Here is a 26388-nt window from a genome sequence, read left to right as displayed (position 1 = left end):
ATGGCACAGATGAACGACTACAACATCATCGTGGTTGGAACGGATGGTTCGAGCCTGGCCGAACCGACCGTCGCCCGGGCTGCATGGCTGGCCGCACGAGAGGAGGCGGAGCTGGTGATCGTCTGCGCCTGGTCGAGCCTGTCGCAACGCGTGGAGGCCATCAACACCCAGACCCTCGGCGGGGACGTCTCGACGGCCCAGCAGGTGCACGGACGTGAAGCCGCCGAGGAGGCGCTGCTGCGGGCGGCCCATGTCGCCGGTGAGTACGGCGCCAAGGTCAGCGCAGCACTGCTGGTGGAGGGGGAACCTGCAGCGGCCCTGCTGCAGACCGCCGGCACGCACGATGCTGATCTGATCGTCATTGGGGCGATCCGGGACACGTCCATCGCGGACCGCTTTCTGGGCAATGTCGCCACCGAGGTGGTGAAGAAGGCGACCTGCGAGGTGCTGGTCATCCGTCCGACGATGCCGGTGACGGAGGTGGAGGTCCCTCGTCGATCTGACGCATTCCTTCTGCGCAGCCTGCCCATCGGCCTTCGGGTCGGTGGGCAGGACTGCGTTTCCGCCAAAATCGCCACGAGAGAGCAATCCGGTCCCGTCGCAGGACCGGATTGCCCTGAGCTGGCGATCTTGGCGGACGCGTCGGCCTACGCTGGCCCGAAGGGGGCGACCATGAGCGAGTTCTTCGAGACCTTTGCGCCGGGCATGCGGCACTGGCGCGAGCAGCAGGACCTGGAGAAGGTGCTGGTCGTCGACCAGAAGAAGGGCGGGCGTGGTCCCATGCCCCTGGACTTGGACTCGGGCAAGGTCCGGCTCGTGATGCCGAACCGATCCAAGCCGGAGCCGGAGCCGGATCCCACTGGGGACTGAGCTGGCCGGAGGGCCCCCTCGACAAGCTCGAGGATCGTTCTAGAGAGTCAGGGAATGTCCTGGCGCTCCCGGAGGTGTGCCCCGAAGTCGCTGCCCTCGAGATCGCTGCCCTCGAAGGTGGTCGCCACCGCACTCCCGTCCACGTGGTTCCGCCCGGGGCAGTGAACTGCTGAATGCCCTCCATCGAAACACCCCGCGGCCGAGGTCAGTGTCCAGGAACAGAAAAAGTCTCGTCCCCCCTTCCCAAGGCCCGCCGCGTACCGTAGGATTCCAACATAATCCAACATTTGTTTATGTTGTTTTAGCCCCGAAGAGGTGGGAAATGTACGCGGAGGAACGTCGCCAGCAGCTGGTGCAGCTGGCGCGCGAGGACGGGCGAGTCGCCGTCACCGACGCCGCCAAGCGCTTCGACGTGACCCCGGAGACCATCCGCCGCGACCTGGAGGCGCTCGACCGGGCGGGTCTGCTGCAGCGCGTCCACGGCGGGGCGATGCTCCCCAACTCCAACTTCCTCGGCGATCTGGGCCTGGGTGAGCGGGATGCCTCCGCCAGCGCCGAGAAGGACCTGATCGCCCGCGCCGCCGCAACGCTGCTCCCCGCCGACACCGAGGACGTGAACCGCGCCATCATCCTCGACGCCGGCACCACCACCGCCCGTTTGGCCGAACTCTTCCCCGCGTCCGCACGCTGGACCGTCTTCACCAACTCCCTCCCGATCGCGTCCGCTCTGTCGTCCCGCACCCAGGTGGCCGTCGAACTGGTCGGCGGCCGGGTCCGCGGCCTCACCCAGGCCTGCGTGGGCGGGCACGCCGTCGAACGCCTGGCCAACATCCGAGTCGACCTCGCCTTCCTGGGCGCCAACGGCGTCAGCCTCGACCACGGGCTGTCCACGCCCGACGGCGACGAGGCGCAGGTCAAGCGCCAGATGATGCGCAGCGCGCGCAAGGTCGTCCTCCTCGCGGACGCCCGCAAGCTCGGCGCCGAAACCACCACCCGTTTTGCCGGCCTGGACGAGATGGACGTCCTGGTCACCGATGCCATCACCGCGACCCAGAGCGAAAAGCTCACCAAGCTAGGAATCGAGGTAGTGACCGCATGATCGTCACCTTCACCGCCAACCCCTCCCTGGACCGCACCGCGCCGGTCGAGGGGGCAGTCACCCGCGGCGGCGTCCACCGTCTGGGCGTCTCCACGACCGAACCGGGCGGGAAGGGCGTCAACGTCTCCCGCTGCGTCGCCCTGGCCGGCGTCCCCACGATTGCCGTCGTCCCCGCCGACGACCGCGACCCCCTGCTCACCGGGCTGGACGCGATCGACGTCCCCTACCGCAATGTTCCGGTCGGGCAGCCGGTGCGCTCCAACCTGACGATCACCGAGCCGGACGGAACCACCAGCAAGTTCAACGAGCCGGGCGCCACCCTCACCGAGGAGCACCTGGCCGCCCTCACCAACACCTTGGTCGCCGCCGCCCGGGAGGCACACTGGGTCGTGCTGGCCGGCTCGCTGCCGCCGGGAGCGCCCGCGGCCTGGTACGCGCAACTGGTGCGCGAGCTACGTACCCTCGGCACCCGGATCGCCGTCGACACGTCCGACGCCCCGCTGCAGGCACTCGCCGACGCCCTGCCCGGCGCGGCACCCGACCTGATCAAGCCCAATTCCGAGGAGTTGGGCCAGCTGTGCGGACGTGACGGACTGGCACTCGAGCAGGCCGCCGAGAACGGCGACTGGGGCCCGGTGTTGGAGGCCGCCCGCGAACTCATCGGCAAGGGCATCGGCGCGGTGCTGGTGACGCTCGGTGGCGCAGGTGCGCTGCTCGTCACACCCGAGGGCGCCTGGCGCGCCACCCCACCCCCGATCACCGTGGCCTCCACGGTGGGCGCGGGCGACTCTTCCCTGACCGGCTACCTGCTGGCCGACCGTGAGGGCTTGGCCCCCGAGGCCCGCCTGCGTCGCGCCGTCGCCTATGGTTCCGCGGCCGCCTCGCTGCCCGGCTCCCAAATTCCTGCCCCCAGCCAGACCAACCCCGACGGCGTCGCCGTCACAGCGCTCTGATGAGCGTCCACCCACAGAAAGGACGTGACATGACGTCACTCATCGAACCGGGGCTCGTCGCCCTGGACGTCGATCTCGGCCAGACCAAGGACGAGGTCATCCGCGGCCTCGCCAGGGTCGTCGCCGCTACCGGGCGCGCTGAGGCCGACGGCCTGGCCGCCGACGCGCTCGACCGGGAGGCGAAGTCGCCCACCGGGATGCCCGGCGGGTTCGCCATCCCCCACTGCCGTTCCGAGGCGGTGAACACCGCCTCGCTCGGGTTCGCCCGTCTGGCCAGCCCCGTCGACTTCGGTGACAAGCAGGGCCCGGCCGACATCGTCTTCCTGATCGCGGCCGCCGCCTCCGGTGGCGCCGACCACATGAAGCTGCTGACCAAGCTGGCCCGCGCGCTGGTGCGTCCGGAGTTCCTGGCCGCCCTGCGTTCCGCGCAGACCCAGGACGAGGTCGTGGCGCTCGTCCGCGACGTCGTCGAGCCCGACTCGGCCAAGGTGGAGGCCGACAAGGCGGCCGCTGATGCCGCCGTGCCCGTCGCTGCTACCAGCGCCACCGGACGCCCGTCCGTGATCGCCATCACCGCTTGCCCGACCGGCATTGCGCACACCTACATGGCAGCCGACTACCTGACGAACGCGGGCAAGGAGATGGGCGTCGACGTCATCCCCGAGCCGCAGGGTTCGTCGGCCACCGACCCGGTCACCGCCGACCAGATCAAGGCCGCCACGGCTGTCATCTTCGCCACGGACGTCGGCGTGAAGGGCCGGGAGCGCTTCGCCGGTCTGCCCGTCATCGAGTCAGGCGTCAAGCGCGCCATCAACGAGCCCAAGGTGATGCTGGAAGAGGCCCTGGCTGCGGCCAAGAACCCCAACGCACCGCGCGTCTCGGGTGATGCCGCCGCTGCGGCCGCAGCTGGCGCCGGCGCCCGCGGCAAGAGCCAGCTGGGCTTCGGCAAGCGGATCCAGCAGGCGCTGATGACCGGCGTCTCGTACATGGTCCCGTTCGTCGCGGCCGGTGGCCTGCTGATCGCCTTGGGCTTCCTGCTCGGCGGCTACCAGATCCCCTTCGTGGCCGACCACATCCTGGGCAACTCGTCCATCACCAACCTGCCGGTGCTCAGCGACCTGAAGGCCGCAATGGATTCAACCGGTGCAGCGCTGTTCCCGGCCAACCAGGTGGACCACCTGCCCAGCTCGGGGATCTTGCTGTACTTCGGCGCCATGCTGTACAAGCTGGGCTCGCTGGCCTTCAGCTTCCTGCTGCCCGCGCTGGCTGGCTACATCGCCTTCGCGATGGCCGACCGCCCCGGCATCGTCCCCGGCTTCGTTGCCGGTGCCGTGGCGGGTGCCACCGGCGCCGGCTTCCTCGGCGCCCTGATCGGCGGCCTGATCGCCGGTGCGATCGCCGCTTGGATCGGTGGCTGGCGCGTCCCCCGCTGGCTGCGCGGCCTGATGCCGGTGATGATCATCCCGCTCGGCGCGACCCTGGTCACCGGCGGCTTGATGTACCTGCTGCTGGCCAAGCCGATCGCCCGTTTGATGGAGATGATGACCAATGGCCTGAACGGCATGAGTGGTTCCTCGGCCATCCTGCTGGGCGTGCTGCTGGGCCTCATGATGTGCTTCGACCTTGGTGGCCCGGTCAACAAGGCCGCCTACCTCTTCGCCACCGCTGGCCTGGACGTCTCCAACCCGGCCTCGATGAAGATCATGGCCGCCGTGATGGCCGCCGGCATGGTGCCCCCGATCGCACTGGCGATCGCGACGGCCGTGCGTCCGAAGCTGTTCACCGAGAACGAGAAGGAGAACGGACGTGCGTGCTGGCTGCTCGGAGCGAGCTTCATCTCCGAGGGTGCGATCCCGTTCGCAGCTGGCGATCCCTTCCGCATCATCCCCGCGACCATGGTCGGCGGCGCCATCACCGGTGCCATGAGCATGGCCCTGGGGGCTGCTTCCAAGGCTCCCCACGGTGGTGTCTTCGTATTCTTCGCCATCGACAAGTTCTGGGGCTTCCTGCTCTCGATCATCGTCGGCGCGATGGTCTCGGGGGCGCTCGTGGTGCTGCTGAAGTCAACTCGCAAGCCCCTTGTGGAGACCCCCTCTGCCGTAACGGCCTGACATCGGTCACAATTGACCCACGCCCATTGAAAGGAACCATCCATGGCTAGCAAGACTGTTTCCGTCGGTTCGAGCGTCGGCCTGCACGCTCGTCCCGCTGCACTGATCGCCGAGGCCGCTGGTGAGTACGACGACGAGATCTTGCTGTCGGTCGACGGCGAGGAGGGCGTTGACGCCACGTCCCCACTGCTGATCATGACCCTCGGTGCCGAGAAGGGCGCCCAGGTCACGATCGAGTCCGACAACGAGGAGGCCGTCGAGACCATCGCCGCCCTCATCGAGAAGGACCTCGACGCCCAGTGATCTGAGCTCGAACAAGCACCACCCAGCAGGGGGTCGGACCACGTGGTCCGGCCCCCTGCTCCGTCTCCGGGCAAGCAGCTTCGCCTCCGGGCAAGCAGCTTCGCCTCCGGGCCAGCAGCTTCGTCGCTGAGACAACCTCAGCGAAGCCTTCGGTGATTCTGGGCGTGCGATGGTTCGGTTTGGGCCATCGGCGACATCCAATGGGGGTGAGCCGAGGAGAAGCCGTGAAGTCCACCATGCGCATCACGATCGCAGCAGCGTCCGCCCTTGTCATCGCCTTGTCGGGCTGGTTCACGTCCGTACCGGCGCAGGCCGCGGGCGGCACCCACACCTGGTTGGTCAACGCGACCTCGCCGAGCGCCACCGCGCAGGCCGCCGCGGCTGCCTCCAAGGCCGGCGGAAGGGTCGTGCAGAGCTGGCCGCAGATCGGCGTCGTCGTGGTGCGCACCACCCGGCCCGACTTCGGACGCATGCTCACTGCGCAGAGGTCCGTGGCGGTCGCATCCTTCGCGGACGCGCACGGCGGGCAGACCGTCACCGACCGGCTCGCGACCTCGACGGTCAGCGCGCAGTCCGTGCCCGCGCGCACGGGAACCAGCGCCCCGGTGAGCGGAGCCGACCCGCTGCAGTCGAAGCAGGGTTGGCTCTCCACGATCAAGGCCACCTCCGCCCAGCGGGTCACCGGCGGCTCGCCCGCGGTCGTCGTGGCCGTCCTCGACACCGGTGTGGACGACCGGCACCGCGATCTGGCTACGAACTTCTCCCGCGCCGACTCGGTCGACTGCACCGCGGGCGGACGCCCGAACACCGCCACGAATGCGTGGCGGGGAACGGACTCCCACGGCACCCACGTCGCCGGGACCATCGCAGCGGCCCGCAACGGGATGGGCGTCACGGGCGTCGCCCCGCGCGTCAAGGTCGCCTCGATCAAGGTGGTGGACGCCAGCGGCGCCACCTATCCCGAGTACCTCGTCTGCGCCTACCTGTGGGCGGCGCAACGCGGGGTGGCCGTGACCAATGCGTCCATCAATGTCTTCGACTACTGGTGTGGTCTGGGCATCGACCGCGGCGGGCTGCTGGCCGTGCAGCGGGCCGTCGGGTACGCCACCAAACGCGGGGTCACGCACGTCCAGTCGGCGGGCAACTCCGGCGAGGACGACTCATGGCAGCTCGGCGGCTCATGCTTCGACCCGCTGGCCGGACGCTCGGACGTCGTCCAGGTCGGTTCGGTGACCGCAGCCAGCCGGGTCAGCTGGTTCAGCTCCCGCGGCACCAAGGTCGTCGACGTGGTGGCGCTGGGCGAGAACGTCTACTCCGACTCGATCGGCGGCTATGCCTCCCGAACGGGCACTTCGCAGGCCGCGCCCCAGGTGTCCGGTGCCCTCGCGCTGATGAAGTCAAAACGTCCCTCGGCCACCCCGGCACAGCTGATCGCCACCTTGAAGGCCACCGCCAGCGGGATCTCGGCCAGGACCGCCGGCGCCGGTTGCCGGGGCACGGCCAAGGCCAACAGCTGCACGGGGGCGGGACGACTCGACGTGCTCGCCGCCGTGCGCGCCGTGTGAGCTGTTGGCCCCGTCCTCAGGCCAGTGCTCGTGCCCAGCCTCTGGAGGGCGTTTGGTTGGCTGAACCGTGCTGATGGGGGGCTGCTGCGTTGCGCACACGCTGGAGGGCTCCACGGTCCGGTATCGTTGGCCTCCTTGCGGGCGTAGTTCAGTAGCAGAACACCCACCTTCCTGGTGGGAGAGCCTGGTGCAATTCCCGGCGCCCGCTCCAAGAAGACGGTGCTTTCCGCACTCGGGATGCGAGCCTCGATCGCGCAAGACCTCCCGTCACTGCTGGCGCTCAGGGGCCGTGCCCGCACTGATCCGAGGACCACCCAGGGATGGGCTTTCGGGCCGATGGCTACCTTTGGAACCATGCACCGCACTCATCGCTGGCTCCGCCGACTCGCCGCACTCGCGCTGGTCGGCGCCCTGTTGCTGGCCGGGCTGGTGCTGGAGTCGCGGCGCGAGATCGCCAGCGTCAAGCTCGCGACGCTCGACCTGGCCTCCGACAAGCTGGACGGCACCCTGCGCGTGCTCCAGATCACCGACACCCACGACCAGGACGCCGCCCGTTGGCACCAAGTGGTCGCGCACGCCAGGGACACCCGTCCCGACCTGATTGCGTTGACCGGCGACGTGGTGAACACCTACACCTCCGACTACGGCCGGCTCGACGCCTTCATGACCGAACTGGCCGCGCTCAAGATCCCCACCTACTACGTGCAGGGCAACCACGACCACTGGGAGGGGCACCTGCCGGCGGTGACCGCGACGCTCGAGAAGCACGGCGTCACGGTGCTGGCGAACACGCACACCACCTTCGACGGACCCTGGGGCAACCTCGACCTGCTCGGCACCACCGACTACTACGACTCGGACGCGAGCCTGCCCGCAGCCATGGCCGGCACGCGCACCGACGCCTTCCAGCTAGTGCTCACGCACGACCCCGCCATCGTCGACGACCTGGCCACCTCCGGCGCCGAACTGGCGATCTGCGGCCACACCCACGGTGGCCAGGTGCGACTGCCCTTCATCGGCGCGCTCTATGCGCCCGGGCAGGGATTCCTGCCCGACTACGACAAGGGACTGTTCACGGTCGGCAACTCGAGGCTCTACATCGACTCCGGCGCGGGACAGACCGCCCCCCTGCGTTTCCTGGACCCCGCACAGGTGACGCTCATCACGCTCCATCCCTAGGGTCCAAATTTTCCGCGGATGCTAGCGTTTTTGCATGTCACGCATCGGCTTCATCAGCCTGCACACCTCCCCATTGGACGCTCCAGGGTCGAAGGACGCAGGTGGCATGAACGTCGTCGAGGTGGCCCAGGCACTGGCACTGGGTGAGCTCGGACACCAGGTCGAGATCGTCACCCGTCGCAGCGACGACCAGACCCCTGTGGTGGTGGAGATCGCGCCGAATGTCCAGGTGCGCCACCTGGTCGCCGGCCCCACCGAGCCGCTGGCCAAGAGCGCGCAGGAGGAATGGATCGGTGCCTTCGCCGACGCCATGGTGGCCGACCTGGAGCCCTATGACATCGTCCACTCCCACCACTGGATGTCCGGTGTCGCCGCCCTGCGCGCCGCCCAGCGGTGGGGCGTCCCGCACGTCCAGAGCTTCCACTCCGTGGCCGCGTTGCCCCATCGTCCGCTCGGTGAGGGTGAGCCGCCCGAATCACCCGGACGGGTGGAGGGCGAGCGCGTGATCGCGCAGGAATCCGACCTGGTGGTGGCCGTCTCGCACGCCGAGGCTCGGACGATCATCGATCGCTGTGGCGCCGACTCGAAAAGGGTCGTGGTCGTGCACCCGGGCGTCGACACCGACCTCTTCCGTCCCGAGGGCAGCTGCGAGTGCCACGAGCCAGGAGACCCGCACCGCCCCTGGCGCCCGGAGCTGAACGGCGAGGACGAGCCGAAGCAGTTCGGCCCCTGCATCAAGTCGAACCCAAACGGCTACGTCCTGTTCGCAGCCCGACTGCAGCCCCTCAAGGCCCCCGACCTGGCGATGATGACCGTGGCCGGCGTCCCGGCCGAGCTGCGTCCCACGCTGGTGATCGCCGGCGAGACCAGCCAGGATTTCCAGGGTTATCGGGACGAACTGGTCGATCTTGCGGCCAACCTCGGTATCAACGATCGCGTGTGCTGGTTGGGTTCGCAGAGCCGCAATGACCTCGCCCGGCTGGTGCGCGGGGCGCGCGTTGTCATGGTCCCCTCCTATTCGGAGACCTTCGGGCTGATCGCGCTGGAGGCCAATGCCGCCGGGGTCCCGGTGCTTGCCGAGGCCGAGGGCGGGCTCGTCGAGGCGGTGCAGGACGGCGTCACCGCGGTACTGCTGAAGTCCCGGGAGGCGGAGGACTGGTCCGCTGCCCTGACCGACTTGATGCGCGACCCGTCCCAGCTGGAGGCGATGGGCCAAGCGGCGCGACGACGTGCGCTGGGGTTCAGCTGGGAGCGCGCAGCGGAGCAGCTGGACAGCCACTATCGCCGGCTGCTCGGCATCGAGAGCCCCGCCGCTGCCGCCCCCGAGAACGGCACCTTCGGCAGCTGACTGCAAGGATGGCCAGCATGATTCTCGAAGCGGCCACCCGGGTGTTGTGCTGTCACGCCCATCCCGACGACGAAACCCTGTCGACGGGCGCGCTACTGGCCCACCTGCACGACGTCGGGATCCCGGCGGACGTGCTGACCGCCACCCGCGGCGAGATGGGCGAGACAACCGAGGGACCATGGCGCGACCTGTTCGGAACGGACGAACTGACCTCGGTGCGTGAGGCGGAACTGCGCACCGCGATCGCCGAACTGGGCGTCGAGAACCACTACTTCCTGGGCACCGCGCCCGCCCGCGGCGCCGGCCGGGAGCCCCGCCGCTACCGCGACTCCGGCATGCAGTGGGTGACACCCGAGGTGGCCGGCCCCGCCGATGCCACCGACGAGCGCGCGTTCTCCGTCAGCCCGCTCGACGAGCAGGTGGACGACCTGTGCGCGCTGCTGGATGCGGCGGCGGCCGATGGACGTCCCTATGATCTGCTGGTCAGCTACGACGCGGCCGGCGGCTACGGCCACCCCGACCACGTGCGGATGCACGAGGTCGTCCACGCTGCCGCGCAGCGCACCAGTACGCCGGTCGCCGAGGTGCGTGGCGAGAAGGGTCCCGGGGTGGAGTGGTTCGAACTCCCGTACGACCTGCCCCGCGTCCAAGCCGCCCTACGCCGGCACGCGACCCAACTGACCCTGCAGCCCGACGGCACGACGATCGTCCACGTCGGCGGGCAGACCCAGGACGTGATGAGCACCATCATGAGCTTCGGCCTCGCACGGTCATCGGACGAACAGTCCACCCCCACCAATGAACTGGCGACGATCGCCGCCGACCCCGACTGGTGGCGCCAGGCCGTGGTCTACCAGATCTACCCGCGCTCCTTCGCGGACGCGAATGGTGACGGGATCGGTGACCTGCAAGGGATCCGCTCCCGCATCAAGCATCTCGTCGAGCTGGGTGTGGACGCGGTATGGATGAGCCCCTTCTACCCCTCCCCGCTGGCCGATGGCGGCTACGACGTCGTCGACCACCGTGACGTCGACCCCCGGATCGGCACCCTGGCCGACTTCGACGAGCTGGTTGCAGTCCTGCACGGCAATGGCATCCGGCTACTGGTCGACATCGTCCCCAACCACTCCTCCGACGAGCACCCCTGGTTCGTCGAGGCGCTGGCATCGGCCCCCGGATCGCCCGCGCGGGAGCGCTACCACTTCCGCGACGGGTCCGGCCCGGACGGCACCCAGCCACCCTCGGACTGGACCTCCCTGTTCGGCGGCTCCGCGTGGACGCGCGTCGAGGGCCACGATGGCGAGCGCGCCCAGTGGTACCTGCACACCTTCGCCACGGAACAGCCCGACCTGAACTGGGCAAACCCGGAGGTCAGGGCACACTTCCTGGACGTACTGAGGTTCTGGGCCGACCGCGGCGTCGACGGCTTCCGGGTGGACGCGGCGCACATGCTCGCCAAGGACCTGGCCGACGAGCTGCCCACACAGGCCCAGCTGCTCGAGCTGCCGATGGACGGCAACCACCCGCTGGCCGACCGCGACGAGCTGGCCGAGATCTACGGCGAGTGGCGCCAGGTCTTCGACTCCTACGACCCGCCCCGTACCGCCGTCGCGGAGGCCTCGGTCGCCTCCGAACGCGTCCCTCGTTACGCCAGCCCCGAGACCCTGGGCCAGAGCTTCTTCTTCGACCTGCTGCTGGCCGAGTACGACGCGGCCGTCTTCCACGCCGTGGTGGACGAGTGCCTGCAGGTGGCGGCCCGCTCGGGTTCGTCGGTGACGTGGACGCTGAACAACCACGACACGATCCGCACCGCGAGCCGCTACGGAACCCCCTTCCCCGGCCTCGACCACACCGGCTTCCCGCTGCGCAAGTACGGCGGCGACTGGCTGCTGGCCGGCGGCGACCCGACGATGTTGGACGCTGCGCGGGGCCTGCGCAGGGCGCGCGCCGCGGCGCTGTTCATGCTGGCCCTGCCCGGCTCGGCCTACATCTACCAGGGCGAGGAACTGGGCCTGCAGGAGGTCGCCGAGATCGCCGACCATCAGCGCCAGGACCCCTCCTTCTTCCGCAACCGCAGCGTGGAGGTCGGCCGCGACGGCTGCCGGGTGCCGATCCCGTGGACGCGCAGCGGCCGGTCCTACGGCTTCGGAGCGGCGGGGTCACACCTGCCGCAGCCCTTGTGGTTCGGGCACTACAGCGTCCAGGCGCAGCATGGGGTGGACGACTCGACCTTGACGCTCTACCAGCGGGCGCTGCGGATCCGCCGCGCGCTGGGCGCTGCGGAATCGCTCGAGTGGGTGCCCTCGGAGGAGGCCACCGTGCTGCACTTCGTCCGTCCGGGCGGCTGGCAGGTGGTGTCCAACTTCGGGACGACGCCGGTGCCGTTGCCAACCGGGGACGTGCTGCTGTCGTCCGGCCCAATCAGCGAGCAGCTGCCGGGCGAGACGACGGTCTGGTTGCGGATCCGCTGAGGCGGTCCCGTGGGCCCCGGTGTGGGGCCTCGGTGTGGGGCCTCGGTGGCCGGGGACTCGGTGGCCGGGGGACGCTCAGACGGTGGCGCCGGAGCGCTTGCGGGTCATCATGAACAGGCCGAGGGCGTCGACGAGCAGGGCGATGCCGAGCACGACGTGCACCCACTTCATCCCGTCCATCTCGGCCAGCCCGATCTGCAGGATCGCCAGCACCGGCAGGCTGAGCGCGTGGAAGAAGACGCCCTTGGCCGAGGCGTCGACCTTGGACAGCTGCCACGCGAAGAAGGCGGCGACCGCACAGACCAGGAAGATGAGGTAGCCGATGCCGCCGTGGGCGTCGCGCAGGCCATTGCCGCTGGACAGGATGCCGATGCCCATGCCGAGCTGGAGGAGCATCAGCAGCACCAGGCCACCCGCGGTGGCGGACAGTCGGGACAGGGCGGGGGTGTTCGTGGAAGCCATGCCCTCAGCCTAGCCGTGGCTCGAGGCGATACTGTTGACCCCGCACGTCGTCTGGCGGGACGGGTGTCAGGCAGCACAATCGGGAGAACCATGAAGGACCTCGTCGTTTTCTCCGGCTCGGCCCACCGCGAACTCGCGGAGGAGATCTGTGCCGGGCTGGAAGTGCCCCTCAGCTGGACCGACATCAAGCGCTTCAGCAATGACTGCCTGCAGGCACAGTTGGGTGCCAACTGTCGTCGTCGGGACGTCTACATCATCCAGCCCTTGGTGCCGCCGACGCAGGAGCACCTGATGGAGCTGCTGTTGATGATCGACGCGGCGCGTGGTGCGTCCGCCGAGTACATCACCGCCGTCATCCCGCACTACGCCTACGCGCGCAGCGACAAGAAGGACGCCTCCCGCATCTCGCTAGGTGGCCGTCTGGTCGCCGACCTGCTGCAGACCGCCGGCGTGACCCGCATCCTCACCATGACCCTGCACTCCCCCCAGGTGCAGGGTTTCTTCTCGGTTCCGGTCGACCAGCTGACCGCGATCGGCGTGCTCGCCGAGCACTACCGCGGCCAGGACTTGACCAACTGCGTGGTCGTCTCCCCCGACCTGGGAAATGCCAAGGAGGCGTCGGTCTTCGCGCGCCTGCTCGGCGTTCCGGTGGCCGCTGGGTCGAAGAAGCGACTGGCGGACGACAAGGTCGTCATCGACTCCATCGTTGGTGACGTGGTGGGGCGCAAGGCCATCGTCCTGGACGACGAGATCGCCACCGGCGGCTCGATCATCGAGCTGATGAACCGCCTACGCGACTTCGGCTGCGTGGAGGCCTCGGTCGCCACGACGCACGGTCTGTTCTCCGGCAGCGCCGTCGAGAACCTGCGCAAGCATCCGATGATCACCGAGGTGGTCACCACAAACACCGTCCCCAGCCCGACCGACTGGCCTGAGCTCGAGGTGCGTACCGTCGCCCCCTTGTTCGCCGAGGCGATCGCCCGCACCCACCAGGGCAAGAGTGTCAGCAAGCTTTTCCGCGGCGTCGATCCCAAGTACGCGCCACCGCCCGCCCCCGAGGGTCTCTGGTGATCTGAGGGGGTCCAGCTCGCCCCCAAGCTGCCCACCTGCGTTCCCCAAGCACCCGCCCACGATCTCTCCGAGCTTGTCGAGGGGCCCGTCCTGGCAACAGCAGCCGAGAACTGGCGCTGCGCATACGCGATAACGATCCAGTAACGGGTGCTTGACCTCGACCGGAACTTTGCCCACAATTCAGTTATACGTATAACGATGCTGTTAGGAGGGGCCCGTGGTCCAGCGTCACGCCACCATGATCGACATCGCGAAGCGCGCGGGCGTCTCCCAGGCGACCGTCTCGATGGTGCTGAATGATGCCGCCCAGGGGCGGGTATCGCCTGAGAAGGCGCAGCGGATCCACGAGGCCGCCGCCGAGCTGGGTTACCGCACCAACACCCACGCCCGTGCGTTGCGGGAAGGCAACTCCCGCATGATCGGGTTCATCGGCGACGAGGTGGCCACCGCCCCCTTCGCGGGAGAACTGATCCGGGGCGCCCAGGCACAGGCATGGGCAAGGGACCACGTGCTCCTCTCGGTCGAGACCAACGCTGACCCGCGACTGGAGGCTGCCGCCATCGAGATGCTGCTCAGCTACCGAGTGGTGGGCATCATCTACGCCACGATGTACCACCGGATCGTCTCCCTGCCCAAGGCCCTGCGCGAAGTACCCGTGGTCGTCGCCAACGCCGAGGATGCTTCAGGTGCCGCCCCCAGCATCTTCCCCGACGAGGTCCGAGGTGGGCGCGAGGCGGCCGAGTGCCTGTTGGGCGCGGGCCACCGCCGGATCGCGATGATCAACATCGCACCGGAGGAGATGCACCTTCCCGCAGCGACCGGGCGCCTGCAAGGTTTCCGCGAGGCGCTCGCCGACCACCGCGTCGAGGCCCGCGAGGAATGGATCCTGCACGGCACGGGGGGCCACTCCAGTGGACTCGAACTGGGGCGTCAGCTCTTCAGCCAAGATGACCGTCCGACCGCCGTTTTCTGCGGCAACGACCGAACCGCTCTGGGCTGCTATCAGGCCCTGGCCGAGCTCGGGCTGCGCATCCCCGAGGACGTCTCCGTGGTCGGTTTCGACGACCAGGACACCCTGCGCGAGTGCTTCCTCCCTGCACTGACCACCTTCCAACTTCCCTTTGACGAGATGGGACGACGCGCGGTCCGCGCCTTGGTCGACGGTGATGCCGACCTGGCCGACGCGCGCCACTGCCCCATCGCGACCAGAGGGTCAACAACCCAACCCAAGGAGAGCCGATGAAGTCCCGCACCCTGGCCGCGAAGGGAGCCGCCGCCCCCGTACGGCGGGCTCCCCTGCTGCAAAGGATGCGCCAGTCATGGCAGTTATACGTATTACTGGCGCCCGGCCTGATCTACCTTTTCGTGTTCAAGTACTGGCCCATGTACGGGGCCCAGATCGCCTTCCGCAACTACAACCCGGTGGACGGCTTCAGTGGCAGCCCGTGGGTCGGGCTGAAGCACTTCACGCGCTTTGTGAACTCCTTCCAATTCGAGCGCCTGCTGGTGAACACCCTGACGGTCAATTCGCTCGGCCTGCTCATCGCGTTCCCGGTGCCGATCATCCTGGCGCTGATCATCAACCAGCTCACCAGCGAGCGCTTCAAGAAGTTCGCACAGACCGTCCTCTACGCCCCCTCCTTCATCTCGGTGGTGGTCGTGGTCGGCATGATCTACCTCTTGTTCAGCCCGCGCTCGGGGCTCGTGAACCAAGCCATCTCACTCACCGGTGGCAACCCGATCTTCTTCATGGGTTCCCCTGGCTGGTTCCGCCCACTGTTCATCGGTTCGGACATCTGGCAGAACGCTGGCTTCTCGATGATCGTCTACCTGGCCGCACTCACAGCCATCGATCCCTCGCTGCACGAGGCCGCCAAGATGGACGGCGCCAACAAGTACAAGCGGATCTGGCACATCGACCTACCCGGCATCCTCCCGGTGATCACGATCCTGTTCATCTTGGCGATTGGCAACCTGTTCAACCTGGGATTCGAGAAGGTCTACCTGATGCAGACCGACCTCAACCTGCCCGCGTCCGAAGTCATCAACACCTACGTCTACAAGATCGGTCTCCAGAACGCGCAGTTCAGCTACTCCGCTGCCATCGGGCTGTTCAATTCGGTCCTGAACCTCATCCTGCTGCTGACCTTCAACTGGGTCGCTCGCAGGGCCAACCAGTCGAGCCTGTGGTGAGCCCCATGAGTCAAGATTCCCTGTCCACGCCCGTCCGCGACGCAGACCTCCGCAAGCCCCAGGGCCTGCTCTCCCGGATGGCGGACCCCTCCTTCGCCGTCGTCAGCATCGGGCTGCTCCTCACGGCCATGGCCCTGATCATCTACCCGCTGTACTTCATCGTCATCGCATCGGTCAGCGACCCGAACCTGATCCAGCAGGGCAAGGTGTGGTTCCTCCCGAAGGGCATCACGCTGGACGGCTATCGGACGCTGTTCGCCAATGACGCGATGGTTCGCGGCTTCGCCAACTCGCTGCTGTACACCTCCGTCGGCACCTTCATCAGTGTTTCGATCATTCTGGCCACGGGCTATGCGCTTTCCCGCAAGGACATGCCCGGCCAGAAGCTGGTGATGATCCTGTTCGTCATCACGATGTTCTTCGACGGTGGTCTGATTGCCCGCTACCTGGTCGTCAAGCAGCTGCACATGCTGGACACGATCTGGGCCGTGGTCCTTCCCGGTGCCGTGGGCGTCTGGAACCTGATCATCGCCCGCACCTTCTTCCAGCAGAATGTTCCAGAGGAATTGCGTGAAGCGGCGCAGCTGGACGGGTCCAACGACTTCAACTTCTTCTTCCGCATCGCCCTGCCCATGACCAAGCCTCTCATCGTCCTGATGGCCATGACCCACATGGTCGGCTACTGGAACAGCTACTTCGACGCGATGATCTACCTGAGTGACGAAGCCAAATACCCCCTCCAGTTGGTGCTGCGCAATGTGCTCATCCAGTCCCAGGCATCCGCCTCGATGGACACCGGATCGATCGATTCATACGCCGCCGCGCAACGACTCGGCGAGCTCATCAAGTACGCGATGATCGTCGTCTCCACGGCCCCCCTGCTGGCGATCTTCCCCTTCATGCAGAAGTACTTCGTCAAGGGCGCGGCCCTCGGCGCCCTCAAGTGACGCCCGCATCCGGTCACGGCACCCCGCACCAAGGCACCACCGAACACTGAAACACCCATCTCTGCACGACCACCCACCAGCACAATTCTTGAAAGGCAACCACCATGCAACGTCGCAGCCTCCTGCTCGGATCCCTGGGCATCACCGCCTCCGCCGTCGTCTCCGCCTGCTCCAACGGCGGCTCCGGCAGCGCCAGCGTCGCAGTGTCCGATGCCTCGGACGCCTTCGGCTACCAGGAGACCGGTCTTCCCATCACGACCAAGCCGCTGCCCCTGAAGTTCTCCGGCACCAAATCCGCCCTGGCCCCGAAGTACGAGACGATGTCCCTCGTCCAGCAGTGGAAAAAGGACACCAACATCGACATCACCTGGGACAACCTGCCCGAGACGGTCTACCAGGAGAAGAAGAACCTGATGCTGGCCAGCGGAGACCTGCCGGATGCCCTGTTCAACACCGGTCTCTCGGACGCCGAGATCGTCGCCAACGGCACCAATGGCACCCTGATCCCGCTCGAGGGCCTGATCGATACGCACGCCCCCAACCTCAAGGCGATCTTCGACAAGCGTCCCGACATCAAGTCCGCGATGACCGCCTCGGACGGGCACATCTACACCCTCCCGGCCGTCGAGGAACTGGGCATCCTGCCCTACCCGAACTTCCTGTACATCAACAAGAAGTGGCTCGACGAGGCCGGTCTGCCCGTCCCGACCACGATGGCCGAGCTGAAGGCGGCACTGGTTGCCTTCAAGAAGCGCGGATCGAACGTCATCCCGCTCAGCTTCCGAACCGACTCCTTCTGCGCCAACCCGCACGACCTGATTGCCGCAGTGGGCGGCGTGCCCGACAACAACGACCACCGCATCGTCCAGGATGACAAGGTCGTCTTCACCGCGGCCACCGACGGCTGGAAGGCCGGCGTCAAGGAACTGGGCCAGTGGTACAAGGAGGGGCTGATCGACTCCGAGTCCTTCTCCCAGGACGATGCCGCCTACCTGGCCAAGGGCAAGGCGACGCCGCAGGTGCTCGGCGCCTTCTTCTGGTGGGAGTCCAAGGAGGCCGTCGGCGCCGACCGAAACGACGACTACGTGCTCGTGGGTGTGCTGAAGGGCAACGACGGCACCCAGCGCGCGTCGGTTGCCAACAACCAGGAGATCAATCGCGGAGCCTTCGCGATCACCCGCGCCAACAAGTACCCGAATGCCACTATGCGCTGGGTTGACCGCTTGTACGACCCGGCCATGTCAGCGCAGACCAGCTGGGGGCCGATCGGTACCACCCTCGAGAAGGACGCACAGGGCATCCTCGTCCAGATCCCGGCCAAGGCCGGCGAGTCGGAAGGTGAGCGTCGGCAGAAGGTCGCCCCGGGCGGTCCCAAGGTCACCACCGCGGAGGACTTCGAGAAGGTCGTTGCCCCCGAACCCCGCGCCAAGGAACGCCAGGAGATCTGCAAGAAGTACTTCGAGCCCTACAAGGCCAATGACAAGTTCCCGCCGGTGCTGCTCAGCAACGAGGAGCTCGAGCAGGTCACCGATCCCGTGACCGACATCAACACCCTGGTCAAGGAGAAGTTCGCCACCTGGGTCGTCAAGGGCACGATAGACAGCGAATGGGACGCCTACGTTGCGAAGCTGAAGAGCATCGGCATCGATGAGGTGACGGGCGTGTACCAGCAGGCCTATGACCGCTTCAAGAGCCAGCAGGGCTGAGCAACCACCACCGAGCAATTCGACACCGACGAGGAACACAGATGCCTGATCTGGACCATGTCCTTGCAGGCGAAGACGTGGGCCCGGCCGACCTTGGCCGGGCCCACGTGGCCGCCACGACCGAGACGCCGCACCTGCGTCCCGCCCTTCACTTCACCCCCCGAGACACGTGGATGAATGACCCCAACGGCCTCATCACCCACCGTGGCCGGCACCACATGTTCTTCCAGAACAACCCCCACGACCGCGTCTGGGGCAACTTGTCATGGGGCCACAGCGTGAGCGATGACCTGCTCGGGTGGCAGGAACTCCCCGTCGCCATCATTGGGGACGAGCACGAGGGGATTTTCTCGGGGTCAGTCGTCTGGGACGAGCACAACACCTCTGGACTGGTGACGGACGGCGAAGGTCCATTGGTGGCCCTGTACACGAGCGCCTACGAGGGGCATCCCGTGCACGGAACCCAGCAGGCCCAGTCGCTCGCCTGGAGCGAGGACGAGGGCATGACCTGGCACAAGCATCCGGACAACCCCGTTCTGTCCAGGGGCTCCCGGAACTTCCGGGACCCGAAGGTCTTCTGGCACCCGCCGACGCAACGGTGGGTGATGGTGGCCGTCGAAGCGGCACACCGCCAGCTGGTGATTCACACTTCCGCAGACCTGGTGGGCTGGACCTTGGCCAGCACTTTCGGCCCAGCAGGAGCACCCGAGGGGATCTGGGAGTGTCCGGACCTCGTCGAGGTGCCCTGCGAGGGCGAGGCCAGGTCTCGGTGGGTGCTCCTGATGAGCATTGGGTCCCATGGCCCCGCAGGTGGTTCGGGCATGCAGTGGTTCCTGGGCGACTTCGACGGCTACACCTTCGTGGCCGAGAACCCCGAACAGGTCCGATGGTTCGACCATGGGCCCGACCAGTACGCCGCAGTGAGCTTCTCGGGCGTCGATGGACCGCCGCGGGTGATGGGCTGGATGAGCAACTGGGTCTATGCCGGCAAGTCCCCGACACGACCGTGGGCCTCGGCCATGTCGCTGGTTCGCGAGCTCACCCTTGACGGCGACGAGCTGCGCCAGACGCCCTTGCTCCCTCCCACAGTCCCTGCGGAGCTCGACACCAACGGGCTGGCACGCGGATTCGGTGCCTGGCAGCTCCGCGGGGTGTTGCCCGCCGAGGAATGCCTGATCACGCTCAGCCGTTCGGGGCCAGACCTCAGAACCTCCCTCAGCGTGCACCGCGTCCAGGACTCTCTCATCATTGACCGCGCCGAGGGCAGCATTGTGCCGGTGCATGAGGGGCATGAGAGCTTCCGGATCCCGCTCCCCGAGGGGCCGGTGGAGTTCCGGCTCGTCGAAGACCACGGTCTGGTCGAGATCTTCCTTGCCGATGGCCTTTTGACGGCCTGCGTCCAGACCTTCCCCAGCGACGCTCCGCTCAAGGTGGAGGCAGTCGGGGTGCAGGTGGCGCTGGAGGGCTTGTCGCAGGAAACTCGCGTGGGAGGCTGAAAACCGGACGAGGGTGGACCAGATCTGCGCGTTGATCGTGCAAGTGAATGATTTCGTCCGATTTTCAGTGCGACTGGCCGGAGTCCCCGCGACAGGCTCCGGGATCAATGCGCCTGGCCAGCCGGTACCGGTGGCGTTGACAGAGAGCCTACTCAGGGGGCCTGCTCAGGGGGCCTGCTCAGAGGGCCTGCTCAGGCGGCGCCGAAGGGCCAGCCCAGCACCATGCCATTCGGACGCCCGTGCTCGCGGAAGTGCTCCAGGCCCATCGCGGTGGCGAACGCCTCCTCCGGCATGCCGGTCAGGCCACCGATGTCGGTGGCCTGGGATGCGTGCGAGAGCAGGGCCTGGCGCTTCTGCTCCAGGTAACCGCTGATGTCGACGCGCCAGTGCAGTTCCGCCTCGGGGGTGCCGATCGGGTTGCCGTCGTCGCCCTTGGCGTCCGGGTCGAAGCCCAGGTCCATACCGGCCGCCTTCGCCTGCTCGTAGCCGCGCCGCATCAGGTCCCGGTTCATCGTGCTCTCCAACACCCGCGGACGACGCTTGGCCAGTGCCGCCGCGCGCCAGGTGACCGGGTGCACCTTCACGTGGTCGGGATGGCCGTAGTTGCCGTGCCAGTCGTAGCCACTGACGACGTCTGCGTCCTCCTCGTCAAGGATGTCGGCCAGCCGCCCGGCAGCCTCCTCCAGGTCGGCGAGGTGGAAGGAGTCGTTGTGCTCGTTGGCGTCCCACCCTGTCATCCCGGAGTCGCGATAGCCGAGCCAGACGACGCGGTGGGTGCCGAGCACCCGGGCCGACTCTGCCGCCTCCGCGCGCCGACGGGTGACGACGTCCTCACCCGCGGCCAGGTCATCCGGTACTTCACCCTGTGAACCATCAGTGCACAGGACGAGGACGACACGGTGGCCCTCGGCGACCGCGCGGGCCATCGTCCCGGAGGTCTGCGAGGCCTCGTCGTCGGGGTGGGCGTGGACGAAGACAAGAGTTGACACGTCAAACATTGTTCCACCATCGCCGCAACGCCCACTTCGCCGAAACGCCCGTGCGTCGCCGATACGCCGAGTGCCCGGTTGTCCGGCCCGATGATTTCGTCGTGTTCCCCCCAGGTGGTCACGCTGGCCATGCGCCTGTGGCCACCGCCCTTCCGGCTGGGCCCGCCATCGGGGAGGATCGGAGCATGAGCGTTGACCTGCCCACCGGCATCAGCCGGACCACTCACCCCATGCCCGGAGTCCTGATCGAGACCGAGGCCTGCACCGGCCTGGTGCTCGACCAGGGGGCGCACGTCCTGCGCTGGGCCCCGTCCGGACAGTCCGAGGTCTTGTTCACCAGCGACTGCGCGGTCTTCACCCCGGGCAAGGCGATCCGCGGCGGGATCCCCGTCTGCTGGCCCTGGTTCGACTCCGGCAAGGAGGGGCAGGCCCCCATCCGGCACGGCTTCGCGCGCACCGCCGACTGGCGACTGGTCGACGCGTCCGTCACCGACGGCGTCGCAACCATCGCCTACGAACTCACCGGCTCCGACGTAGACACCCATGGCTTCCCGACCGACGTGGTGGCTCGACTTGAGGCGGAGTTCGGCGCCGAGCTCGTCGTCCGACTGATCGTGACAGCGGGCGCGGAAGCGGTCGAGTTCGAGGAGGCGCTGCACACCTACCTGGCGGTGGACGACATCTCGAAGGTCCGCATCGAGGGCCTGGACGGGGACGACTACCTCGACACCATTGGGGAGCCCACCCAGGGCACGCAGGTCGGCGAGATCACCTTCGACGGCGAACTGGACCGCGTCTACTCCACTGGCGCACAAGCCGTCCTGACCGATGACCAGCGGACGATCACCGTGGGCAAGCACAACTCCGCGACCACCGTCGTGTGGAACCCCGGCGAGGAACTGGCCGCGACGATGCGAGACCTTGGAGCTGACCAGGCGCGGCTGTTCTGCTGCATCGAGACCGCAAATGCGAAGGAGCACGCGGTCACCCTCCAGCCGGGGCAACGCCACGCGATGGTCGCGACCTACCGGGTCGGATGACTGCCCACACCAAACCCTTGTTCTTGGGTTCGGGCTTGTCATTGGGTGCGGGCTTCTCCACGCGCGTTGGGGTGGGCCGGTCGGCCATCATCGGCCACTAGAGTGCTCCAATGCCCAACCGGACCCTTGAACTCGACACCCAGCTGGTAGCCCAGGTGCGCGAACTTGCTCGTCACCTTGATCGCGCCGCCCATCTCTACGCCGAGGCCAAGGGGCTCCACGGAAACGACTTCCGGGCACTGTGCATGATGGATGCCGCCGAGCGGTCCGGGCTGCAGCTCACTGCCGGCGAACTGGCCCAGCAGCTGAGCCTCTCTTCGGGTGCGGTCACCTATCTGGTGGAGCGTCTGGTCGCGTCGGGGCATGTCGAGCGCCAGAGCGACCCGAACGACCGTCGCAAGGTGCTGTTGGTGCGTTCCGCCCATGGTCGCGAGGTGACGCAGGGCTATGTCAGTCCGTTGGACAGCCTGTCCCAGGTGGCCCTGGCGGAGTTCGAAGCAGACGAGCTGACCACCGTGTCGAGGGTGATCTCGCGCCTCGAGCGCGCCTGCGAGCTCTACCGCGAGGAACTGGCACACTCCTCGGCCGGTCGCACCCAACCAGCTGGGCGCCGCAAGGCCGGCTGAGCGCAACGCACAACCCCACAAGAACCCCGGCCATCGCATGTCGTGGTCGTCGACGAGATGGGGCTGCACAGCCTGACGACCCCGACCTCGTTGGCCAGCACCTCAACCGCCGACCACGCAAAACGCTCGACTGGGCGAACCCAGCCGAGCGCTTGCCGTGCGGTTCGGGGATCAGAAGGTGGACGTGTCGATCACGTAGCGGTAGCGCACCTTGGAGCCAACGACCTTGTCGTAGGCCTCGGTGATCTCCTCGCCCGAGATGATCTCCACCTGCGGCGCGATGCCGTGCTCGGCACAGAAGTCGAGCATCTCCTGGGTCTCGGCGATGCCGCCGATGTTCGAGCCGGCCATGGCCTTGTTGCCGCCGATCAGGCTGCCGAAGCGGAAGGTGGACGGGTGCTCGGGCAGGCCGACGTCGACAAGCACCCCGTCCACCCTCAGGGTGCCCAGCAGGGCGTCCAGGTCACTCTCCGCCGAGATGGTCGACAGGATGAGATCGAAGCTGCCGCGCAGCTTCTTGAGGATGCCATCCTCGCTCATCGCGTAGTAGTTGGTGGCGCCGAACTTCTTGCCGTCCGCCTCCTTGCTCATCGTTTGCGAGATCACGCTGACCTCGGCACCCATGGCCGCGGCGATCTGCACGCCCATGTGGCCCAGACCACCCATGCCGACGACGGCAACCTTCTTGCCGGGGCCGGCGCCCCAGCGCTTCAGCGGGGAGTAGGTGGTGATGCCGGCGCACAGCAACGGCGCGGCCTTCTCGAAGGGGATCTCGTCGGGGATGCGGCAGACGTAGTCCTGCTCGACGGTGATGCCCTGGGAGTAGCCGCCGTCGGTGTACTTGCCGTCGCGGCCCATCGAGCCGTAGGTCCACACGGTGGGCTTCTCGCGGCTGGTACAGAAGTTCTCGCGGCCGGCCTGGCACATTTCGCACTCGCCGCATGAGTCGACGAAGCAACCGACGCCCACCTTGTCGCCAACCTTGTGCTTGGTCACCTCGCTGCCGACCATCGTGACGATGCCGGCCAGCTCGTGGCCGGGTACCAGTGGGAAGTGCGCAGGGCCCCACTCCTCACGGGCGGTGTGGATGTCGGAGTGGCAGATGCCCGCGTACTTGACCTCGAAGAAGACCTCCGTGGGTCCGGGCTCGCGGCGGGTGATGGTGGTCTTGTGGAACTGGCAGGACTTGTCGTCGGTGGCGTAGGCCAGGACTTCAGGCATGGGATCCTCCTAGGAAAGGGATGGCCCGGCCATTCTCGCGCGCGGTTCAACCGCAGGAAACCGCCTCGCCAGCCGCCGGGCCGAATTCTCGTCCGGCGAAGACGTGCTCACGGACGTAGGAGTAGTAGGGCGCGTACTTCGTGGCGTCGTAGGGATTGTCGTTGGCGCAGCGGGCGACGTAGTACCCGATGATCTCGCTGAAGGTCTCGTTGCTGCTGTACGCATAGGGGCCGAAGTTGCCCAGCTTGGCGTAGCGGGACGCGAACTGTGAGTAGACCGTCCGGTTGGCAGGCACCAGCGACCAGGCGTGCCCGATCTCGTGGACGAGGATGCGGACGAGTCGTCCCGGGTCGTCGGACTGCACCGTGCGCCACTTCGCGAAGTCGAGCGTCACCGCCCCTGGATGGGTGAGGCCCCAGTCACCCCAGGCCCAGCTGCGGGTGGGCCCGGCGTAGAGCGCGAACCCGGGGTACGCCTTGTTCACGTCATCGACGTAGTCGGTGCATCCGAGGCCGTCCAGGGTCTCCCAGGTGATGCGGACGAGCGTGTGGTTCTGCGGTTCTGCCCAGCCTGGGCCGGTGAGCCTGATGCCAGACCAGCGCTGGAGCTGGGCCTTGACCTCGGCGGGGGTGGCGCCGGCCGGGTAGGGGTGCTGGGCAGCGCAGGGCTGCGGGATCCCGGCGACGGCTCGCGGCATGGCGGGGTCGGCGGGGCTGACGGTGACCGCTGGACGAGCACTGCTGCGGCTGACCGGCTTGTTGGTCTGCTTGACCTGGGTTTCAACGACCCGCTGCGCAGGAGCCAGGCTGGCGATCGAGGTGGGGATGGGCGTCGTGATCGCCACCGGCGCGGTGGACAGCAGCCCCAGCGCTGCAATGGCCGGAGCCCGGTTGGCAGCGCCTACGAGCGCAACGGCCAGCACCCCGGTGGCCACCGCCAGACGTCCCGGCCGCGAACCCTTCTGCTGTGCGGCTTCCGGGACCGGGGTGGGGGTCGGCTCGGCCTCCTTGTGATCTTCCCCGGTAGCGGGAGGAGCGGCGGGGTACTCCGCGTCCAGAGCACGACGGGGTCGCGGCTGTTCCGCGTCCAGTGCGCGCTTCGAGCCGGCCATGGCCACCCTTCCCTGAAAGACGTGAGCCACCATTTTCCCATCCGCGGGCCCTTCGACAAAACACGGTTTCCGTGTGGACACAGCAAACCAAGGTAATGGGCGTTCAACCGTTGCACCTGCTGGGTACCCTGCCCACCATGAGCGAGCACGCCTGCCACGACCACTGGCACCAGCACGACGCACCCAGGATCGCCTTCGACCCGCACTCGGTGGAGCACTGGGACGAGCGCTATTCCGGCGAGCAGGTGTGGAGCGGGAATCCCAACCAGGCCCTGGTGGACGAGGTCTCAGGGCTCGCACCAGGACGGGCGCTGGACGTGGGATGCGGCGAGGGCGCGGACGCGGTCTGGCTGGCCCGGCGGGGCTGGCAGGTGACCGCGCTCGACATCTCGTCCAATGCCGTCGAACGGACACTCGCAGCAGCTGGCGACCTACCGGTCACGGGTGTGGTCGGTTCCTTCTCGGATGCGGCCGTGGAGGGTCCTTTCGACCTCGTCAGCTGCATGTACCCGGTCATCCCGCTCGCCGGCGGTATGGCCTGGCCCAAGCTGTCGGGGCTGGTCGCACCTGGCGGTGCGCTGGTCTTCGTCCACCACGTCCTCGACCCGGAGCAGCAGCGGTCCCATGGCTTCGACCCGGACGAGTTCCTCTCAACGCAGCAGGTCGTCTCGGTGCTCGCCGCCGACGAGGGCTGGCGCATCGAGACGGACGAGGAGCGCCAACGCAGCGTCACCGAGGGCCGGGGAGCCGGTCACACCCGCGACCACGTGGTGCGGGCGACCCGGCTCTCCTGACTCCTCGGTGACGCGGCGGGACGGGATCAGTCGGCGACGGGACGATGTGTGCGCCACAGCCCCAGAACCATCGCCACCGCTGCGAGGGCCGCCAGGTAGAGCAGGGCTCCGGCCTGGCCCCAGTGCAGCTGCACGCCGCCCGGGGTCTGGCCAACGGCCACGACCATGGTGTTGTTGAACAGCAGGTAGGGCTGCAGCTGCTTGCCGATGCCGGGCAGCATCCCCAGCACCAGTTCGATCGGCGTCTGCCACAGCACCACCAGCGCGACCGCTGCGGAGGTGCTGCGGACGAGCGCGCCCAGCCCCACAGCGAAGACGCACATCAGCGCGACCGTCAGGGCCGTGGTCGCGATGGTGCCGGCCTGCGCGGCCGGGTCGAAGTCCGCGCGGCGGTTCGAGGCGACCATCAGGTTGACCACCAGCGCAACGACAACCGTCATCAGCGCGGACATGACCGCGCCGTAGATGGCAGCCAGGACGGCTTTGGACGCCAGCGGCTGCCAGCGCTTCGGGGCTGCCTGGTGCGAGACCAGCACCATCCGGTAGCGGTACTCCTGGGTGACCAGCGTCGCCCCGACCACCATCGCGGCGATCATCGCGAAGCCGAGCACGCCGCCATAGGACCCGTCCGCCCGCACCGGGTCGTTGCCGGTCATTGCATTGGCGACCGGGAGCAGGAAGGCCAGCGCGACGAAGGCGAAAGTGCCGAAGATCCAGCCGCGGGTGGTGAGGAACTTGATGCGTTCGGCATTGAGTGCGTTGATCATCGGGCCACCGCCATCGGCTCGAGGTTGCGGTCGGCGCGGAACTCGCCAGCGGTAGGTGGGCGTGGT

23 protein-coding genes and 1 tRNA gene are annotated in these 26388 nt (G+C 67.7%); 19 read left to right on the top strand and 5 right to left on the bottom strand.

Annotated features, from left to right (window positions below):
• The 10 genes from ABD089_RS11330 to ABD089_RS11285 all read left to right on the top strand — a co-directional run bounded on the left by ABD089_RS11330 (position 1) and on the right by ABD089_RS11285 (position 11899).
• Positions 1-870 carry a universal stress protein gene (locus ABD089_RS11330; protein ID WP_343886517.1) on the top strand — a complete coding sequence of 290 codons (870 nt, stop codon included), beginning with the start codon at positions 1-3 and terminating at the stop codon, positions 868-870.
• 322 nt (positions 871-1192) lie between these two features.
• The gene (locus ABD089_RS11325; protein ID WP_343886516.1) at positions 1193-1969 is read left to right on the top strand and encodes a DeoR/GlpR family DNA-binding transcription regulator; all 777 of its coding nucleotides are present in this window, start codon (positions 1193-1195) and stop codon (positions 1967-1969) included.
• Positions 1966-2922 (top strand): 1-phosphofructokinase family hexose kinase, encoded by a 957-nt coding sequence (locus ABD089_RS11320; RefSeq protein ID WP_343886515.1) that lies wholly within the window; start codon positions 1966-1968, stop codon positions 2920-2922. Before ABD089_RS11325 ends, ABD089_RS11320 begins: the two co-directional genes overlap by 4 nt.
• A 29-nt stretch (positions 2923-2951) precedes the next feature.
• Positions 2952-5033, top strand: a complete 2082-nt coding sequence (locus ABD089_RS11315) for a PTS fructose transporter subunit IIABC (RefSeq protein WP_343886514.1) — start codon at positions 2952-2954, stop codon at positions 5031-5033.
• 42 nt (positions 5034-5075) lie between these two features.
• Positions 5076-5336 carry an HPr family phosphocarrier protein gene (locus ABD089_RS11310; RefSeq protein WP_343886513.1) on the top strand — a complete coding sequence of 87 codons (261 nt, stop codon included), beginning with the start codon at positions 5076-5078 and terminating at the stop codon, positions 5334-5336.
• Positions 5337-5560: 224 nt separating this feature from the next.
• Positions 5561-6901 carry a S8 family serine peptidase gene (locus tag ABD089_RS11305; RefSeq protein ID WP_343886512.1) on the top strand — a complete coding sequence of 447 codons (1341 nt, stop codon included), beginning with the start codon at positions 5561-5563 and terminating at the stop codon, positions 6899-6901.
• Between the two features lie 137 nt (positions 6902-7038).
• Positions 7039-7112: transfer RNA gene (locus tag ABD089_RS11300), tRNA-Gly, on the top strand.
• Positions 7113-7255: 143 nt separating this feature from the next.
• Positions 7256-8080: a metallophosphoesterase gene (locus ABD089_RS11295; RefSeq protein ID WP_343886511.1), complete on the top strand. Its 825-nt coding sequence runs from the start codon at positions 7256-7258 to the stop codon at positions 8078-8080.
• A 34-nt stretch (positions 8081-8114) separates the two neighbouring features.
• Positions 8115-9428 carry a glycosyltransferase gene (locus ABD089_RS11290; protein WP_343886510.1) on the top strand — a complete coding sequence of 438 codons (1314 nt, stop codon included), beginning with the start codon at positions 8115-8117 and terminating at the stop codon, positions 9426-9428.
• A gap of 17 nt (positions 9429-9445) precedes the next feature.
• Positions 9446-11899: an alpha-amylase family glycosyl hydrolase gene (locus ABD089_RS11285; RefSeq protein WP_343886509.1), complete on the top strand. Its 2454-nt coding sequence runs from the start codon at positions 9446-9448 to the stop codon at positions 11897-11899.
• A gap of 75 nt (positions 11900-11974) precedes the next feature.
• Here the strand turns inward: ABD089_RS11285 and ABD089_RS11280 are convergent, their stop codons facing one another.
• Positions 11975-12361 carry a hypothetical protein gene (locus ABD089_RS11280; protein WP_343886508.1) on the bottom strand — a complete coding sequence of 129 codons (387 nt, stop codon included), beginning with the start codon at positions 12359-12361 and terminating at the stop codon, positions 11975-11977.
• Positions 12362-12451: 90 nt separating this feature from the next.
• Here ABD089_RS11280 and ABD089_RS11275 point away from each other — a divergent pair, with 90 nt between their 5' ends.
• The 6 genes from ABD089_RS11275 to ABD089_RS11250 all read left to right on the top strand — a co-directional run bounded on the left by ABD089_RS11275 (position 12452) and on the right by ABD089_RS11250 (position 19774).
• The gene (locus ABD089_RS11275; protein WP_343886507.1) at positions 12452-13432 is read left to right on the top strand and encodes a ribose-phosphate diphosphokinase; all 981 of its coding nucleotides are present in this window, start codon (positions 12452-12454) and stop codon (positions 13430-13432) included.
• Positions 13433-13649: 217 nt separating this feature from the next.
• Positions 13650-14675 carry a LacI family DNA-binding transcriptional regulator gene (locus ABD089_RS11270; RefSeq protein ID WP_343886506.1) on the top strand — a complete coding sequence of 342 codons (1026 nt, stop codon included), beginning with the start codon at positions 13650-13652 and terminating at the stop codon, positions 14673-14675.
• Complete coding sequence (locus tag ABD089_RS11265; protein WP_343886505.1) at positions 14672-15625, top strand: ABC transporter permease; 954 nt, start codon at positions 14672-14674, stop codon at positions 15623-15625. Before ABD089_RS11270 ends, ABD089_RS11265 begins: the two co-directional genes overlap by 4 nt.
• A gap of 5 nt (positions 15626-15630) precedes the next feature.
• Complete coding sequence (locus ABD089_RS11260) at positions 15631-16572, top strand: carbohydrate ABC transporter permease (RefSeq protein ID WP_343886504.1); 942 nt, start codon at positions 15631-15633, stop codon at positions 16570-16572.
• A gap of 104 nt (positions 16573-16676) precedes the next feature.
• On the top strand, positions 16677-18278 hold the full coding sequence (locus tag ABD089_RS11255; RefSeq protein WP_343886503.1) for an extracellular solute-binding protein: 1602 nt from the start codon (positions 16677-16679) through the stop codon (positions 18276-18278).
• A 41-nt stretch (positions 18279-18319) separates the two neighbouring features.
• Positions 18320-19774, top strand: coding sequence for a glycoside hydrolase family 32 protein (locus ABD089_RS11250; RefSeq protein ID WP_343886501.1), 1455 nt, complete (start codon positions 18320-18322; stop codon positions 19772-19774).
• Between the two features lie 191 nt (positions 19775-19965).
• On the opposite strand, the gene ABD089_RS11245 is transcribed toward ABD089_RS11250, so the two are convergent.
• Positions 19966-20763 (bottom strand): PIG-L deacetylase family protein, encoded by a 798-nt coding sequence (locus ABD089_RS11245; protein ID WP_343886500.1) that lies wholly within the window; start codon positions 20761-20763, stop codon positions 19966-19968.
• Positions 20764-20948: 185 nt separating this feature from the next.
• Between ABD089_RS11245 and ABD089_RS11240 the strand changes: the two genes are divergently transcribed.
• Together ABD089_RS11240 and ABD089_RS11235 are read left to right on the top strand one after the other, a co-directional pair.
• A complete protein-coding gene (locus ABD089_RS11240; RefSeq protein ID WP_343886499.1) occupies positions 20949-21803 on the top strand; it encodes a D-hexose-6-phosphate mutarotase in 855 nt (284 codons plus the stop codon).
• A gap of 110 nt (positions 21804-21913) precedes the next feature.
• Positions 21914-22429, top strand: a complete 516-nt coding sequence (locus tag ABD089_RS11235) for a MarR family winged helix-turn-helix transcriptional regulator (RefSeq protein ID WP_343886498.1) — start codon at positions 21914-21916, stop codon at positions 22427-22429.
• Positions 22430-22600: 171 nt separating this feature from the next.
• Here ABD089_RS11235 and ABD089_RS11230 read toward each other — a convergent pair whose 3' ends face one another.
• Both ABD089_RS11230 and ABD089_RS11225 read right to left on the bottom strand, forming a co-directional pair.
• Positions 22601-23650 (bottom strand): NAD(P)-dependent alcohol dehydrogenase, encoded by a 1050-nt coding sequence (locus ABD089_RS11230; RefSeq protein WP_343886497.1) that lies wholly within the window; start codon positions 23648-23650, stop codon positions 22601-22603.
• Between the two features lie 46 nt (positions 23651-23696).
• Positions 23697-24761, bottom strand: a complete 1065-nt coding sequence (locus tag ABD089_RS11225) for a hypothetical protein (protein ID WP_343886496.1) — start codon at positions 24759-24761, stop codon at positions 23697-23699.
• Positions 24762-24898: 137 nt separating this feature from the next.
• On the opposite strand from ABD089_RS11225, the gene ABD089_RS11220 reads away from it, so the two are divergent.
• Positions 24899-25555 (top strand): class I SAM-dependent methyltransferase, encoded by a 657-nt coding sequence (locus tag ABD089_RS11220; protein WP_343886495.1) that lies wholly within the window; start codon positions 24899-24901, stop codon positions 25553-25555.
• Positions 25556-25581: 26 nt separating this feature from the next.
• On the opposite strand, the gene ABD089_RS11215 is transcribed toward ABD089_RS11220, so the two are convergent.
• A complete protein-coding gene (locus ABD089_RS11215; RefSeq protein ID WP_343886493.1) occupies positions 25582-26322 on the bottom strand; it encodes a hypothetical protein in 741 nt (246 codons plus the stop codon).
• Positions 26323-26388 lie beyond the last annotated feature (66 nt).

It is taken from the genome of Luteococcus sanguinis (assembly GCF_039527675.1).
GTDB lineage: Bacteria > Actinomycetota > Actinomycetes > Propionibacteriales > Propionibacteriaceae > Luteococcus > Luteococcus sanguinis.
This window is presented reverse-complemented; position numbering and strand designations above follow the sequence as displayed.